The 14,796-nt window shown below is 64.0% G+C and carries 13 protein-coding genes; 12 read left to right on the forward strand and 1 reads right to left on the reverse strand.

The features are described 5' to 3' along the window. Positions 1 to 8 precede the first annotated feature (8 nt). The 6 genes from NKI96_RS06340 (at position 9) to NKI96_RS06365 (ending at position 6,855) form a co-directional block, all read left to right on the forward strand. Positions 9 to 1,163 (forward strand): efflux RND transporter periplasmic adaptor subunit, encoded by a 1,155-nt coding sequence (locus NKI96_RS06340; RefSeq protein WP_023804343.1) that lies wholly within the window; start codon positions 9 to 11, stop codon positions 1,161 to 1,163. Between the two features lie 180 nt (positions 1,164 to 1,343). Next, the gene (locus tag NKI96_RS06345) at positions 1,344 to 2,051 is read left to right on the forward strand and encodes a GntR family transcriptional regulator (RefSeq protein ID WP_023726374.1); all 708 of its coding nucleotides are present in this window, start codon (positions 1,344 to 1,346) and stop codon (positions 2,049 to 2,051) included. A gap of 17 nt (positions 2,052 to 2,068) precedes the next feature. Continuing rightward, positions 2,069 to 3,172 carry a mandelate racemase/muconate lactonizing enzyme family protein gene (locus NKI96_RS06350; RefSeq protein ID WP_023726373.1) on the forward strand — a complete coding sequence of 368 codons (1,104 nt, stop codon included), beginning with the start codon at positions 2,069 to 2,071 and terminating at the stop codon, positions 3,170 to 3,172. A gap of 161 nt (positions 3,173 to 3,333) precedes the next feature. Continuing rightward, entirely contained in the window at positions 3,334 to 4,656 is a 1,323-nt protein-coding gene (locus NKI96_RS06355) for an NAD(P)H-dependent oxidoreductase (protein ID WP_023668524.1), read from the forward strand. A gap of 20 nt (positions 4,657 to 4,676) precedes the next feature. Continuing rightward, positions 4,677 to 6,164, forward strand: coding sequence for a xylulokinase (locus tag NKI96_RS06360; RefSeq protein WP_023692138.1), 1,488 nt, complete (start codon positions 4,677 to 4,679; stop codon positions 6,162 to 6,164). Between the two features lie 97 nt (positions 6,165 to 6,261). After that, positions 6,262 to 6,855, forward strand: a complete 594-nt coding sequence (locus NKI96_RS06365) for a hypothetical protein (protein ID WP_023668526.1) — start codon at positions 6,262 to 6,264, stop codon at positions 6,853 to 6,855. Positions 6,856 to 6,872: 17 nt separating this feature from the next. On the opposite strand, the gene NKI96_RS06370 is transcribed toward NKI96_RS06365, so the two are convergent. Continuing rightward, the gene (locus NKI96_RS06370) at positions 6,873 to 7,835 is read right to left on the reverse strand and encodes a sugar-binding transcriptional regulator (RefSeq protein ID WP_023668527.1); all 963 of its coding nucleotides are present in this window, start codon (positions 7,833 to 7,835) and stop codon (positions 6,873 to 6,875) included. Positions 7,836 to 8,119: 284 nt separating this feature from the next. Between NKI96_RS06370 and NKI96_RS06375 the strand changes: the two genes are divergently transcribed. The 6 genes from NKI96_RS06375 (at position 8,120) to NKI96_RS06400 (ending at position 14,774) form a co-directional block, all read left to right on the forward strand. Beyond that, positions 8,120 to 9,103 (forward strand): ABC transporter permease, encoded by a 984-nt coding sequence (locus tag NKI96_RS06375; protein WP_502900251.1) that lies wholly within the window; start codon positions 8,120 to 8,122, stop codon positions 9,101 to 9,103. Positions 9,104 to 9,232: 129 nt separating this feature from the next. Continuing rightward, a complete protein-coding gene (locus NKI96_RS06380) occupies positions 9,233 to 10,171 on the forward strand; it encodes a sugar ABC transporter substrate-binding protein (RefSeq protein ID WP_023684414.1) in 939 nt (312 codons plus the stop codon). Positions 10,172 to 10,200: 29 nt separating this feature from the next. Next, positions 10,201 to 11,709 (forward strand): sugar ABC transporter ATP-binding protein, encoded by a 1,509-nt coding sequence (locus NKI96_RS06385; protein WP_352803364.1) that lies wholly within the window; start codon positions 10,201 to 10,203, stop codon positions 11,707 to 11,709. 106 nt (positions 11,710 to 11,815) lie between these two features. Then, a complete protein-coding gene (locus tag NKI96_RS06390; protein WP_352803366.1) occupies positions 11,816 to 12,580 on the forward strand; it encodes an SDR family oxidoreductase in 765 nt (254 codons plus the stop codon). Between the two features lie 9 nt (positions 12,581 to 12,589). Further along, positions 12,590 to 13,375, forward strand: coding sequence for an SDR family oxidoreductase (locus NKI96_RS06395; RefSeq protein ID WP_352803368.1), 786 nt, complete (start codon positions 12,590 to 12,592; stop codon positions 13,373 to 13,375). Between the two features lie 424 nt (positions 13,376 to 13,799). Next, a complete protein-coding gene (locus tag NKI96_RS06400; RefSeq protein WP_023732157.1) occupies positions 13,800 to 14,774 on the forward strand; it encodes an ABC transporter substrate-binding protein in 975 nt (324 codons plus the stop codon). The last annotated feature ends 22 nt before the right edge of the window (positions 14,775 to 14,796 follow it).

Genomic DNA, 14,796 nt, shown 5'->3' on the forward strand with positions numbered 1-14,796 from the left:
AGACCAAAATGCGTAAATGGAAAATAGCTTTGGGAACGGCCGTCGCCCTGGGAGCGATCTCGGTGGCAAGCGTCCACTTCCTCGACATGGGCAATCTCAGCCTCAATGCCGGCACGGCGGCAGCGACGGCAGCACCTGCGGCATTCGTTATGCCGGTGCCGGTGACGAGCGTGGTCAAGAAGACGATCCCGATCTATCTCGACTACGCCGCCCGCATCGAGGCGATCCGCAGCGTCACCTTGCAGGCCCGCGTGCCCGGTTATCTGCAGGAGCAGACGGCTGAGGACGGCGCGGATGTGCGCCAGGGTGATCTGCTCTACAAGATCTCGCCCGACGACTTCAAGGCGGCTCTCGACCAGGCCAAGGCCGAAGTGCAGCGCGACCAGGCGAGCCTCGACTATGCACGCTCCAATCTCGGCCGCGGCTCCGAACTCGCCAAGAGCGGTTATCTGGCCAAGGATGGGTTCGACCAGCGCACGAGCACCTTGCGTCAGGCCGAAGCGTCGCTTGCCGTCAACCAGGCGGCGGTGCGGACGGCCGAGCTCAATTTGAGCTACGCCGAAATCCACGCTCCGTTTGCCGGCCGCGTCGGCCGCAACCAGGCTTCGGTCGGCACGCTGGTCAGCGTCGCCGGGACGGTGCTGAACACGCTGGTGCAGCTCGACCCGATCTACGTCACCTTCAATCCGAGCGAGACGGACCTGGCCGAAATCGAACGGGCCCGGGCCGCCGGCCCGATCGAGGTCGAGGTGCTGCTGCCCGGCGAGACCGAAGCCAGCCAGAAGGGCGAACTCACCTTCATCGACAACACGGTCGACCACTCGACCGGCACGATTACGGCGCGCGCCACCATCGGCAATGCGAAGTTCTCGCTGCTGCCGGGCCAGTATGTCCGCGTGCGGCTGCACATCAAGCAGCTGCCCGACGCGCTGATGGTGCCGCAGGTGGCGCTGGGTTCGAGCCAGCTCGGCAAATATGTCTATGTCGTCGGCAAGGGCAACACGGTCGACCAGCGCATCGTCTCGCTTGGCGCGACCAGCGGCGACCTTGTGGCGGTCCTCAGCGGCGTTGCCGAAGGCGACCAGGTGATAACGGGCAATCTGCAGAAGATCGGACCAGGAATGCCGATCTCGCCGTTGCCCCAGGAGAAACCGGCCAGCTGATAACCCCCATCAGCCCCGGTCCTGCGGCGCCTTCGGCTTCCACGCCGAGGGCGCCGTTTTTTTATGGAGCGCCGCACGCCGTTTTTGGAGTAACCGCAAGGCACAAGAATCCGGAACAGACATATTGTAGGATTGTCGACAATCTGCTTGTCTGTTTCCGGCTCTCACTGGAGTGACGGAATGGCCAAGCTGGACTTCAATCCGATCGCGGATACGACACGCCGAGCCGAGATCGTTGCGCTGTTGCGGCGGGCGATCCTGATCGGCCAGCTGGAACCCGGCCAAAAGCTGAGCGAGCTGAGGATCGCCGAGCAGATGCGGGTCAGCCGCGCGCCTTTGCGCGAAGCTATGCGCGAGCTGGTGCAGGAAGGCATCCTGACCAGCATTCCCTATGCCGGCACCTTCGTCATCGATGTCACCGCCAAGGACATTGACGACGCCTACTCGCTGAACAAGGTGCTCGATGAATTCGCCATCGAGCGGACATGGAAGCTGCGCGACCAGCGCTTCTTCGATGAACTCGACCGCCGCCACGAAGCGGTGAAGCAGGCAACGCGCGCGCGCGACACCACCCGCCAGATCGAGACCGCACTGCAATTGCACGGGCTGATCTATGAATGGGCCGACAATTCGGTGCTGCTGGAAACCTGGCAGCGGCTGACCAGCCGGCTGCAGATGTACTTTGCCCTGCACCAGCAGGCCCGCAACGAGCCGGTGCCGGCCGAAGATCTCCACGAAACCTATGTGCGGCTCTTGAAGGGCGCCGACATGCGCGCTGCCCAGCGCCATGCGCGCGAGCATATCGACCTCGATTTCGAAGAGCTGCTTGCCTATGCGCGTGGCCTCGATCAGCGGAACATCGAAGGACTGACCCTCCTCAACGCCTAGAGACAACGGACAGACAAGTGCAGATCAAAACCATCAAGGCCTATCGCGTCGTGCAGCCCTTCGTGGACGGGCCCTACCGCATGTCCAAGGGGCGGGTTGCAGACTGCTTCGATGCGGTGATCGTCGCAATCACCTCCGACAGCGGCGTAACCGGCTGGGGCGAGATGGCGCCGCTCGGCAATTTCTATTCGGCCGCCTTTCCGGCGGGAACGCGCGCGGGCGTGGTCGAGATCGCGCCGCACCTGATCGGCCAGGACCCGCGTGGCCTCGCCGGCATCGGCCGATTGATGGATACGGTGTTCAAGGGCCATCCCTACATCAAGTCGGCGCTCGACATGGCCTGCTGGGATCTGGCGGCCCGGGCCGCCGACGTGCCGCTGGTGACCATGCTTGGCGGCCGCGAGAGCGACATGGCGGAGACCTACCGCGTCGTCACCCACGGCACGCTCGACCAGATGGCGGCACTGGCCAAAAGGATCATCGCGGAAGGCTGCCGGCGGCTGCAGGTCAAGGTGGGCGGCAATGTGCATGACGACATCGACCGGGTGAGCGCAGTCGCTTCGGCCGTGCCGAAAGGCACGGTGATTTTCTGCGACGCCAATGCCGGCTGGACACCCTACCAGGCGCGGCAGTTCGCCGATGCCACGCGCGGCATCGACTACACGTTCGAGCAGCCCTGCACGACGATCGAGGAGAACATGTCGGTGCGCCGCATGCTCGACAAGCCGATGGTGCTGGACGAGAGCGTCATCTCGCTCGAGGCGATGCTGGAAATCCATCGCCTCGGCGCCGCCGATGGGCTGACGCTGAAGATTTCGCGGCTGGGCGGCGTAACCAGGACAAGGCAAATCCGCGACGTCGCCGTCGATCTCGGTTTCATGATCACCGTCGAGGATACGGGCGGCGCCGAGATCGACACGGCGGCGATGGCGCATCTGTCGCTGTCGACGCCGGAAGAACGCCGGCTGCACGCCATCGCCTTCCATGAGTGGGTGACGGTGCGCACGGCCTCCAACGCCCCACCGGTCACCGGCAGCCACATGGGCATTCCCGACGGGCCCGGCCTCGGCATCGATGTCGTGCCCGACCTGCTCGGCAAGCCTTTCCTAGAGATCGGCTGAGATCAAGCGCAGCATGAAGCTGTCACCCCACGAATCCTCCGTGGGAGATTTGGTCCTGCAGCCATTCTCCGATTTGTGGGTTGAAATATTTTTCAGATGGAAATAGGAATGTTCAAAATGATGATTTGACGCTGCGGCGCGTCGTGACTGGAGGAAGCGATATGGCCCATCCGCAATTTGCAGCGGAACTTCTGCAGCGCGCTGAAGCCCAAGGGCCCATCACCATCGGACTCGCCGGCGCCGGGCAGATGGGCACCGACATCGTCGTCCAGGTGGCGCTGATGCCGGGCATGCGGATCGGTGCCATTTCCGAGGTGCGGCCGCAAGCGGCGATCGATGCCGCACTGCTCGCCGGCCATGACCGCTCCGACATCGTCCAGGCTGCGAACGCCTCTGCCATCGACCGCGCCATCGAGGCCGGCAAGATCGCTGTCACCGAAGATCTGCATGCGCTGGCCGCGGCCGGCCGCATTGATGTCATCATCGACGCGACAGGCAATCCCAACATCGGCACGCTGTTTGCGCTCGAAGTGATGAAGAACGGCAAGCACATCGTTATGCTCAATGTCGAGGCGGACATTACGATCGGCCGCTTCCTCAAGGAGGAAGCGCGCAAGGCCGGCGTGGTCTACACCGGTGCGGCCGGCGACGAACCCGCCTGCACGCTGGAGATCATCGGCTTCGCCAAGAGCCTCGGCTTCAACATCATCGCCGCCGGCAAGGGCAAAAACAACCCGCTCAAGATCGACGCCATGCCCGCCGACTACGAGAAGGAAGCGGCCGAGCGCAACATGAATGCGCGCATGCTGGTCGAGTTCGTCGACGGTTCCAAGACGGCGATCGAGATGGTGGCTATCGCCAACGCCACCGGGCTGGTGCCCGACGTGCCGGGCATGCACGGCCCGACGGCGACGCTGGAGGAACTGGCCAGCGTGCTTTGCCCGCGCGAGGATGGCGGCGTGCTGCACCGCAAGGGCGTGGTGGACTATTCTATCGGCAAGGGCGTGGCGCCCGGCGTGTTCTGCATCATCGAAACGAGGCATCCGCGCGTGCTGGAGCGCATGGTCGACCTCAAGGTCGGCAAGGGCCCCTATTTCACGATCTACCGTCCCTATCACCTGACAAGCCTTGAAGTGCCACTGTCGGCGGCGCGCGCCGTTGTCTACAAACGCGCCGACATGGAGCCCCTCGACCATCCGGTCGCCGAAGCGGTGGCGGTGGCCAAGAGCGATCTCGGCGCGGGCCAATCGCTCGGCATGATCGGCGAGAACGACTATCGCGGCTTCGCCATGACCTGGGAGGACGCCCGCGCCAAGGGCGCGCTGCCGCTCGGGATTGCCGAACGCGCCAAGGTGGTCAAGCCGGTCAAGACCGGCGACTTCCTTACCTATGAAAATTGTGTACCCGACGATTCGATGGTGATAACGCAGATCCGCCGCCGTCTAGACCAGTCGGATGGACAGTTTGTGACCAACGCCGCCTGAACCTTCGGGATCTCCCTGTGATGGACGATGTCGTTATCGGGATCGATGCCTCGACGACGGCGGTGAAGGCGATCGCCTTCACCGGCGACGGCGCGGAGCTGTTCCAGGCGCGCGAGGCCTATCCGCTGGCCAATCCTAAGCCCGGCCATTTCGAGCAGGATGCCGAACATTGGTGGGCAGCCCTTATCAGTGCGCTGAAGCAGGTTGCCGACAAGGTCGGCGCCGCGCGCGTGGCGGCAATTGCCATAGCCCATCAGCGCGAGACCTTCACCCTGATCGATCAGGCCGGCACGCCGCTCATCCCGGCGATCCTGTGGCTTGACGAGCGCGCCCGGCCTCAAGTCGCCAGGCTGTCGGCCGAGCTTGGCCGCGAGACGATCCGCGACTGGAGCGGCAAGCCGCCGGATCCGACGCCGGCGCTCTATGCCATCGCCTGGCTGGCGGAACACCAGCCGCAGGTGCTGGCCAACGCCGCCGCCCTGGTCGATGTTCATGGCTTCTTCGTTCACCGGCTGACCGCACGGCTGGTAACCAGCACGGCAAGTGCCGACCCGCTCGGCTTGCTCGATGTCACGACAGGCGAATGGCACCCTGAGCTTGTCTCGGCTGCAGGGTTGCAGCCACGGCAGTTGCCGGCGCTGATCGGCCCAGGCGAAATCTGCGGCGGCCTTGCCGAAAGCATTGCCCAGCTGACTGGCCTCAAAGCGGGCACGCCAATTGTCGCCGGCGCCGGCGATGGCCAGGCCATGGGTCTCGGCATGGGCGTCTATGGTGCCGGCAGGAGCTATCTCTCGCTCGGCTCCGGCGTCGTCAGCGGCTGCTATTCCGGCACGGTCACCACTTCGGATGCGTTTCGCACGCTGGTCTCGCCGACCGGCTCCGGCTTCATGCTGGAAACCGTGCTGCGCTCGGGCATGCAACTGGTCGACTGGATCGTGCGCACCACCGGCGCGTCTTCCGCGGCAGAACTGGAGAAGGGTGCGGTCGATGTTGCGGCCGGCGGCGACGGTCTTTTGGTCATGCCCTATTGGGCCGGCGTCATGAGCCCCTATTGGGATGGCGCGGCGCGCGGCGCCGTTGTTGGCCTGTCGCTCGACCATGAGCCCAGGCATCTCTTCCGCGCCACGCTGGAAGGCATCGCTTTGGAGCAGGCCATCGCCAGCGAGGCGATGGAGGCCGAAAGCGGCGGCAAGTCGGGAGAGATGATTTCCGCCGGCGGCGGCACCAATTCGGCGCTGCTGATGAAGATCATGGCCAGCGTGCTGGAGCGGCCGCTGTTCGTGTCGCCGGTCAACGAGGCGGCGGCCCTTGGCGCGGCCATGCTGGCTGCTTCGGCGATCGGCTGGTTCGCCTCGGCGGAAGACGCCGCCAAGGCAATGGCGGCGGCGCCGGCCAGGCGTGTCGATCCGGATATGACGCTGGTGCCGGCTTACCGGGCGCGCAAGGCGATCTACCGCGACCTCTATCACGCGACACGCGACATCCACGCGCGGCTCGGTGCGATCTGAGTTCAAGCGCAGCTTGCCTGCGTGAGGCTCCCATGCCCAACCTGCCCAGCTTGCCGATTTTGCGTCCTGCCCGGCCAATGCTAGACTCATCGGGCTCATGAAAGCAGTATTTCACCTTGCCGCCCTGCCCTGGATTGTCGCGCTTGCGGCAGCTCCGATGACGGCGCGTGCGCAGGACGAGCCGCCCTTCGAGGTCACGCTCGACATGGACAATGACGGCAGGATGGATCGGGCCGCGATCGCGGCGGATTCCGACACCGGGCTGGCGGATCTCTCGATCTATCTGGCTGCCGGCGAAGGAAAGCTCGATCCTTCGCGCAAGCCTGACTTTGTCAAAAAGGCGCTGACGCAGGACCGTATTCTCGGGCTCGAAAGCAAGGGCAAGGGATCGCTTGTCGTCACCTCGTGCTTCGGCTGCGGCGCCAACAAATCATGGGATACAACGCTGACCATCGTCTGGCGCGGCGGTAAATTCCTTGTCGCCGGCTACAGTCGCGACTGGGACTGGAATGTTCAGAAAGCCGACGGCTCGGTCGAGACGACGCTGGGCGGTTGCGACATCAATTTTCTCACCGGCAGAGGCGTTGCCTCAAAGGACCTGGACGACGGCAAACCGGTCGCGGGAAAATTCGTGCCGATCGCACTGGCCGACTGGTCGGACGACAGTCGTCCGGAGCCCTGCGAATTCTGACCGACGCCGGACAGCGCTCAACGATTGAGCAGGCCTTTGGCCGCATCCTCATCGGTGATCAGCACCGAAATCCTGGTGTTGGCCAGCGCCGCGCGCATCACAGCGACCTTCTCCTGACCACCTGAAACCAGTATGATGCTCGGAATATCGGACAAATCCTGCAGCGGATAGGCGCAGACGCGGCGGTTGACCTCATGGTCGACCGGGTGGCCCTCGGCGTCGATGAAATGGCACAAGAGGTCTCCGACCGCGCCGGCGGCCTGCAGTTCCTCAAGTTCGCTCGGCTTGATGAAGCCGTAATTGGCGATCGGGCTGTCCTTGGAAAACGAGCCGACGCTGAGCACGGCGATGTTGGCGCGGCGCGCGCGGAAGACGACATCCTGGACGCTGCGCTGGCTCATGAAGGCATCGCGCTGTTCCGGCTTGTCGGCATAGACCGGCACCGGCAGCAGGAAACATTCAGCGCCGATCTTTTCGGCGAACTCCCAGGCGCTTTCGGTCGGGTTGAGCGGCTGCGCGTGGGTGAGGCCGCCGAGCATCGAGACGACCGTCGTCCTGGCGATCGGCCGCCTCGGCAATTCGTTGATGGCGAATTTCAGCGTGCGGCCCCAGCCCAGCGCAATGACGTCGCCGGCATTCACATTGTCGGCGAGATAGGCGGCAGCCGCGTGGCCGATCATCAGCGGCGCGTTGCTGCGATCAGCGGCTGATGGCACCACGACCGCCTGGCTGAGCCCGAAACGCTGCTTCAGGCTCTCCTCGAGCTGCACGCATTCGACGACACTGTCGCGAATGCGGAACTGCACGATGCCCTCCTCTCGCGCAGCGGAGAGAATGCGGTGCACCTTGATGCGGCCGACGCCGAGGATCTCGGAAATGCGCTCTTGCGTCAGACCTTCGACATAGTAATGCCAGGCGGCCCGGGCCTTGAGCTCGGCATCGGGGAAGCGCGAGGCCTTCTCGTTTTCGACGGTCGCCATCTTTTGCCCTCCCGCGGCAAATTTCGGAAATCTTTCCGCAAGCGCCGCCCCCTGGCCTTCCCTAGGACAAACCGCCCGGTGGCGCAAACAACCGCCGAATGGCGCAACGGCTCTTGACAATTTTCTAATGAACAGTTTAGCTGAACAAAATTGCATATCAAAGATAAATTGTTCACAGGGAGGTGCCTGGTGAACAAGAGCGGACGGCAGGCCATCGCCGTTTCGCTGACGGAGGAGACGAAGTGGCCGTGAGTAATGATGCAAGCGAGTCGAAGGCTGGCGAGTTGAAAGCCGCGCCCGGCACTCAAGGTGCGACGGCCGCGAAGCTTTCGGCGCTGTTTGCCGGAACCATGGGGCCGCTGATCGGGCTGCTGCTGCTTTGCCTGGCGCTGACGTTGACCACCGACACGTTCCTCACCATGCGCAACATCCTCAACGTACTCGACCAGATCACCGTGCTCGGCATCATGGCAATCGGCATGACGCTGGTGATCCTGATCGGCGGCATCGATCTCTCGGTCGGCTCGGTGCTGGCGCTGGCCGCCATGGTGATGGGCTTCGTCGCCCACCCCGACTATCTCAATCTCGGCCTTGCGGCCGGCGTCGTTGCAGCACTGGTCGTCGCCGGCCTTTGCGGACTGGTGTCCGGCCTGCTGGTGACCGTCACCCGGCTGCCGCCCTTCATCGCGACGCTGGCGATGATGTCGGTGGCGCGCGGCCTTGCCAACATGATCACCGACGGCTCGCAGATCGTCGGCTTTCCCGACTGGTTCACCAGCCTGTCAATCATCCGCCATTTCGGCTTCCTGTCGGTCACAGTCGGGGTGATGATGGTGCTGGCGATCGTCTTCGCCATCTTCCTCAACTACCGCGCCACCGGCCGCAGCCTTTACGCCATCGGCGGCAGCGCCGAGGTGGCGCGGCTCTCCGGCATTCCGGTGAAGTCACTGACCAACTGGGTCTACACGATCTGCGGCGTACTGGCCGGACTGGCCGGCATCGTGCTCGCCGCGCGGCTGGATTCGGTGCAGCCGAGTTCCGGCCTGGGCTATGAACTCGACACCATCGCGGCGGTGGTGATCGGCGGCGCCAGCCTCTCGGGCGGCGTCGGTTCGATCGGCGGCACAGCGGTAGGCGTGCTCATCATCGGCGTGCTGCGCAACGGCCTCAATCTGCTCGGCGTCTCGCCCTTCATCCAGCAGGTGGTGATCGGCGTGGTGATCGCGCTGGCCGTCGCCAGCGACACCTGGCGGCGCAGGGCGCGATAGAGAGCGGGGCACAATTGAGAATTCGCCCGGAACGTCCGGGCGATAGACGGATCGGTCGATCCGAAACTGGGATGTTCCAAGGGGCGCGATGCGCTGGCGGGACAGTTTGACTATCAACGGAGGAAACACATGCTGACCAAACGTTCATTGCTGCTTGCCGCGGCCGCCATCATTCCGCTGCTCGGGCTGACCGACATGGCCTCGGCCAAGGAGGCCAAGAAGCTTGGCCTCGCCGTGGCCAATTTGCAGGCCGACTTCTTCAACCAGATCAAGCAGTCGGTCGAAGCCTACGGCAAGGAAAAGGGCATCGAGATCGTCACCGTCGACGCCAAGGGCGATTCGGCAACGCAGGTCAGCCAGGTACAGGATTTGATCACGCAGAACATCGACGCGCTGATCTACATTCCGGCCGGCGCCACAGCCGCCACCGTGCCGACCAAGACCGCCAAGGCTGCCGGCATCCCGGTCGTCAATGTCGACCGCAACGCCGACGGCGCGCCCGGCGACACCTTCATCGCCACCAACAGCGTCGCCTCGGCGCAGGCGGTGTGCGACTACATCGCCAAGCAGGCCGGCGGCAAAGGCGAACTGATCATCATCCACGGCCAGAAGGGCACCACGCCGGAAGTGGATCGCTCGAAGGGCTGCGGCGAAGCGCTCAAGGCCTATCCCGATATCAAGGTGGTCGGCGAATTGTGGAGCGAAGGCTGGCACCAGGACGAAGGCTTCAAGCTGACGCAGGACCTGCTGCAGTCGCATCCCGACGTCTCCATTGTCATCGGCCAGGCCGATGCGCTGGCGCTGGGTGCGGCGCAGGCGGTCAAGGTCGCCAATCCCGGCCACAAGGTCTGGGTTGCCGGCTTCGATGGCGACGTGGCCGCGCTCAAGGCGCTGAAGGACGGCGTGTTCGACGTCACCGCGACGCAGCAGACGCAAGGCATGGGCCGTCTCGCCGTCGATGCGGCGATCAAGCTGGTGGCCGGCGAAAGCGTTCCGGCCGAGCAGCTGCAGGATGCGACGCTGACCACCAAGGACAATGTCGAGCAGTTCATCGCCAAGCATCCGTAACGACCGGCACCGCTTAAGAGAGCACCACGATGTCTCCTGATCCTCGCCACAGCGAAAGCCCGCACAACGGGCTCTTCGTCAACGGCCTTTGCAAGAGCTACGGACCGGTCCAGGTCCTGGCCGATGCAAGCTTTGAGGTGCGGCCGGGCGAGGTTGTGGCGCTGCTCGGCGAAAACGGCGCCGGCAAGTCGACGGTGTCCAATATCATCGCCGGCTCGACCCGGCCCGACGCGGGCACCATCATCTGGCGGGGGAAGCCCTATTCCCCCGCCTCGCCTGCCGCGGCAATCGATGCCGGTGTGGGCATGATCCATCAGGAACTGAAGCTGCTGCCGGACCTGTCGGTGGCGGAAAATGTCTATGTCGGGCGCCTGCCGATGCGCGGCGGCCGCATCGACCGCGCGGAGATGAACGCCAAGGCCTCGGCGCAGTTGAAGCGGCTTGGCCTCGACGTCTCGCCCGAGCGCAAGGTGGGCACGCTGCGCATCGCCGCCCAGCAGCAGGTCGAGATCGCCAAGGCGCTGACGCTGAATGCCGAATTGCTGATCTTCGACGAACCGACCGCAGCGCTTGGCGGCGAGGAAACGGAGCTTTTGTTCCAGCAGATCCGCAAGCTCAAGGCGGAAGGCATGTCCTTCATCTATATCAGCCATCGTCTCGACGAGATCGCGCAGATTGCCGACCGCGTGGTGGTGATGCGCGACGGACGCATCGTCGCCCGCCACGAGCGCGCCGATATTCCCGTGCGCACAGTGGTCGAGCAGATGGTCGGCCGCTCGGTCGAGCGGATGTTCCCGCATCTGACGCCGCCGCGCGAGGAAACACTGCTCGAGGTCGAGAACCTGTCTTCGCCGGAGAAGAGTTTCAACAACGTCTCCTTCTCGGTCAAAGCAGGCGAGATTCTCGGCATTGCCGGGTTGATCGGCGCCGGCCGCACAGAACTGGTGCGGGCGATCGCCGGCGCCGATCCGATCTCGTCCGGCTCGGTGCGTGTTGCCGGCGAACCGGTGCATCTCAGCGGGCCGGCGGCGGCGATCAAGGCCGGCGTCGTGCTGGTGCCGGAAGACCGCAAGGCGCAAGGCGTCGTGCTCGACCAGACAATCGGCGAGAATCTGGCGTTAGGCAATTTCGACCATGTCGCGCCGAAGGGCTGGGTGTTCCCGAAAGCGGTGCAGAAATTCGCCGAGGCCGGCATCGCAAGGCTCGGGGTCAAGGGCAAACCTGGCCAGGCGGTCAGCAAGCTTTCCGGCGGCAACCAGCAGAAGGTGATCATTGCCAAATGGGTGTCGCGGCCGCCAAAAGTGTTCATTCTCGATGAACCGACGCGCGGCATCGATGTCGGCGCGCGTGCGGCTATCTACGACGTGATCGCCGACCTCGCCCGCTCCGGTATGGCGGTGGTGGTGGTCAGCTCCGACCTCGAGGAGGTGCTGGGGCTGTCGCACCGGGTGCTGGTGCTGAGCCGCGGCCGCCAGCGCGGCATTCTCGACCGCAGCGAGGCGAGCAATGTCGCGGTGATGGAACTCGCCACGAGCTGAGGACAGGAGTCGGAACAAAGCGCAGCAGGTGGTATCCTCCCAAGGACCGGACCGCGCGGGGCGCCAGCAAAGACTGGCGCCCCTTCATTTCAGGAGGGGGAACAACATGAAACTATTCGATCTCAGCGGCGACGTAGCGCTGGTAACAGGCGCCGGCAGCGGCATTGGCCAGGCCATTGCCATCGGGCTCGCCGAAGCCGGCGCCGATGTCGTCTGTTTCGGCCACACCTCCAAGGGCGGGCTGGACGAGACGGCGCACAAGATTTCGGCACTTGGGCGCAAGGCGGTGGTGCTGACCGGCACGGTGACGTCGGAGGCCGACCTGGCGACCGCAGTCGAGCGCACGGAAAAGGAGCTCGGCGCGCTGACCATCGCCGTCAACAATGCCGGCATTGCAGGAGCCGAGGCCGCCGAGACGCTGTCGCTGGAGAAGTGGCAGAAAATCTACGACGTGAATGTCAGCGGCGTGTTCCTGTCCTGCCAGGCCGAAGCGCGCGCAATGCTGACGCGGCGCAAGGGCTCGATCATCAACATCGCCTCCATGTCGGGTTCGATCGTCAATCGCGGCCTGACCCAGGCGCATTACAATTCGTCGAAGGCGGCGGTCATCCACATGTCGAAAAGCCTCGCCATGGAATGGGCCGATCGCGGCCTGCGCGTCAATGTGGTGAGCCCAGGCTACACGCTGACGCCGATGAACAAGCGGCCGGAGGTCGCCGAACAGATCAAGATCTTCGAACGCGACACGCCCATGGGGCGCATGGCGACGCCGGAAGAGATGGTCGGCCCGACCGTGTTCCTGGCCAGCCGCGCCGCGAGTTACGTCACCGGCATCGACCTGATCGTCGATGGCGGTTTTGTCTGCTGGTAAGGAGAAAAGATGCAGAAGCGTTTTGAAGGCAAGACTGCGGTCATCACCGGCGCGAGCGGTGGCATCGGCGCGGCGATGGCGAAGCGCTTCGCCGAGGAAGGTGCCGCGATCGTGGTCAGCGCCATCGATGCCCGCGTCGAGGACGTCGCCGCCGGCCTGAAAGCAGCGGGCGCCAAGGTCGCGTCGATGCGCATGGACGTGACCAGGAAGGATGAGGTTACAGCGCTTTACGATCTCGCCGAGAAGGAATTCGGCCGTGTCGACATTTCGGTGCAGAATGCCGGCGTCATCACCATCGCCCGGATCGAGGCGATGACCGAGGCCGAGTGGGACAAGGTGATGGCGGTCAACACCAAGGGCGTGTTCCTGTGCTGTCAGGAAGCGATCGCCCGCATCCGCAAGCATGGCGATGGCGGCCGGCTGATCAACACGGCATCGGGCCAGGCGCGGCAGGGTTTCATCTACACGCCGCATTATGCGGCGTCGAAGTTCGGCGTCGTCGGCATCACCCAGAGCCTGGCCAAGGAAGTCGCCAAGGAAAAGATCACCGTCAACGCGATTTGCCCCGGCATTATCGACACTGACATGTGGGCTTACAACGACGCCGCCTGGGGCAAGCTGATGGGTGACTACAAGCCCGGCGAGCTGATGGCCGAATGGGTGAAGAACATCCCGATGGGGCGCGCCGGCAGCGGCGAGGACGTGTCCGGCCTGGTCAGCTTTCTCGCCAGCGACGACGCCGCCTACATCACCGGCCAGACCATCAATGTCGATGGCGGCCTGATCATGTCGTGAAGTCCGCTCCAGCGGTTGGCAATCGACCAGTCTGAAATTCCGCAGTGCACAGGGCATCAGCCGTTGCGCCGCATGAACGTTGGTATATATAATTTCATCTCATGAAACGGCCTTGGCGGGGATGGGGCTCGCCGGCCGAGACCATGGGACCTTGATGGCTCGCACGTCTGAGAGCGCCGCTGGAGCGGCGATCGATCTGTTGACGATTGCTCACGCAGCAATCCATCCGATGCCATGACGCGGGCCCGCCCGGCATCACATAAACACCGAGTCGAGCAACCATTTCGCCTGCGCAAGTTGCGGCCGCGGCAATGGCATGGTGCGAACGAACTTGCGCAACGACCCGCCTTTCCAACACAATCAAGAAAAGACGCAAGAAGGGAACGATCAAGAAATTTCCACATGGTTTGACAGGAGAACAAGCATGTCATTTCGCAGTGTGATTTCGAACCTATCAATGGGAGCCTTGGCGCTTGCCACCGCAAGTGCGCTTACATCACCGGTCCACGCAGCAGCACCCGAATCCAACGACCCGATCAAGATCGCGCTGTTCGACTGGACCAGCGTCAATCTCAACGCCAAGATCCTTGGCGGTATCCTCGAAAAGCTCGGCTACACCGTCGAATATCCGACCGCCGACTACCTCTCCAGCCTGACCACCGGTCTCACCAATGGCGACCTCGATGTCGGCCTGGAGTTCTGGGACACGACGGCCGGCGAGGCGATGAAGGCTTCAGACGCCACCGGCCAGACCGAGCGGCTGGGTAAGCTCGGGCCGAAGGCCAAGGAGGAGTGGTGGTTTCCCGAATATATGAAGGAGAAATGCCCCGGCCTGCCCAATTGGGAGGCGCTGAAGGACCCGAAATGCGCCGAGGCTTTCTCGACGGCGGAGACGGCGCCGAAGGGCCGCTATCTCGGCGGCCCGGTAACCTGGGAAGGCTTTGACGACGAGCGCGTCGAGGCGCTGAAGCTGCCCTTCACCGTCATCCATGCCGGCACCGACGCGGCGATGTTCGCCGAGTTGGACTCGGCCTATCAGCGCAAGGCGCCGATCATGCTGTGGATCTATTCTCCGCATTGGGCGCCGGCCAAGTACAAGGGCGAGTGGGTCGAATTCCCGGAGTATACGCCCGAGTGCTACACCGACCCGAAATGGGGCACCAACCCGGATGCCAAATATGATTGCGGCAAACCGCATGGCGAAATCTGGAAATACTCCTGGTCCGGCATGAAGGACAAATGGCCGGTCGCCTACAAGGTGGCCAAGGCGTACACCATCGACACCGATGAGCTCAACAAGATGAGCGGCGAGATCGACCTCGGCGGCAAGACGCCCGAAGATGTCGCCGCCGCCTGGATCGCCGCTCATGAAGCCGACTGGAAAGCCTGGGCGCAGTGATCGCCTGACTGGAAGCCAGACC

This window comes from Mesorhizobium sp. M0292 (genome assembly GCF_040321695.1).
In the GTDB taxonomy this organism is placed as follows: Bacteria; Pseudomonadota; Alphaproteobacteria; order Rhizobiales; family Rhizobiaceae; genus Mesorhizobium.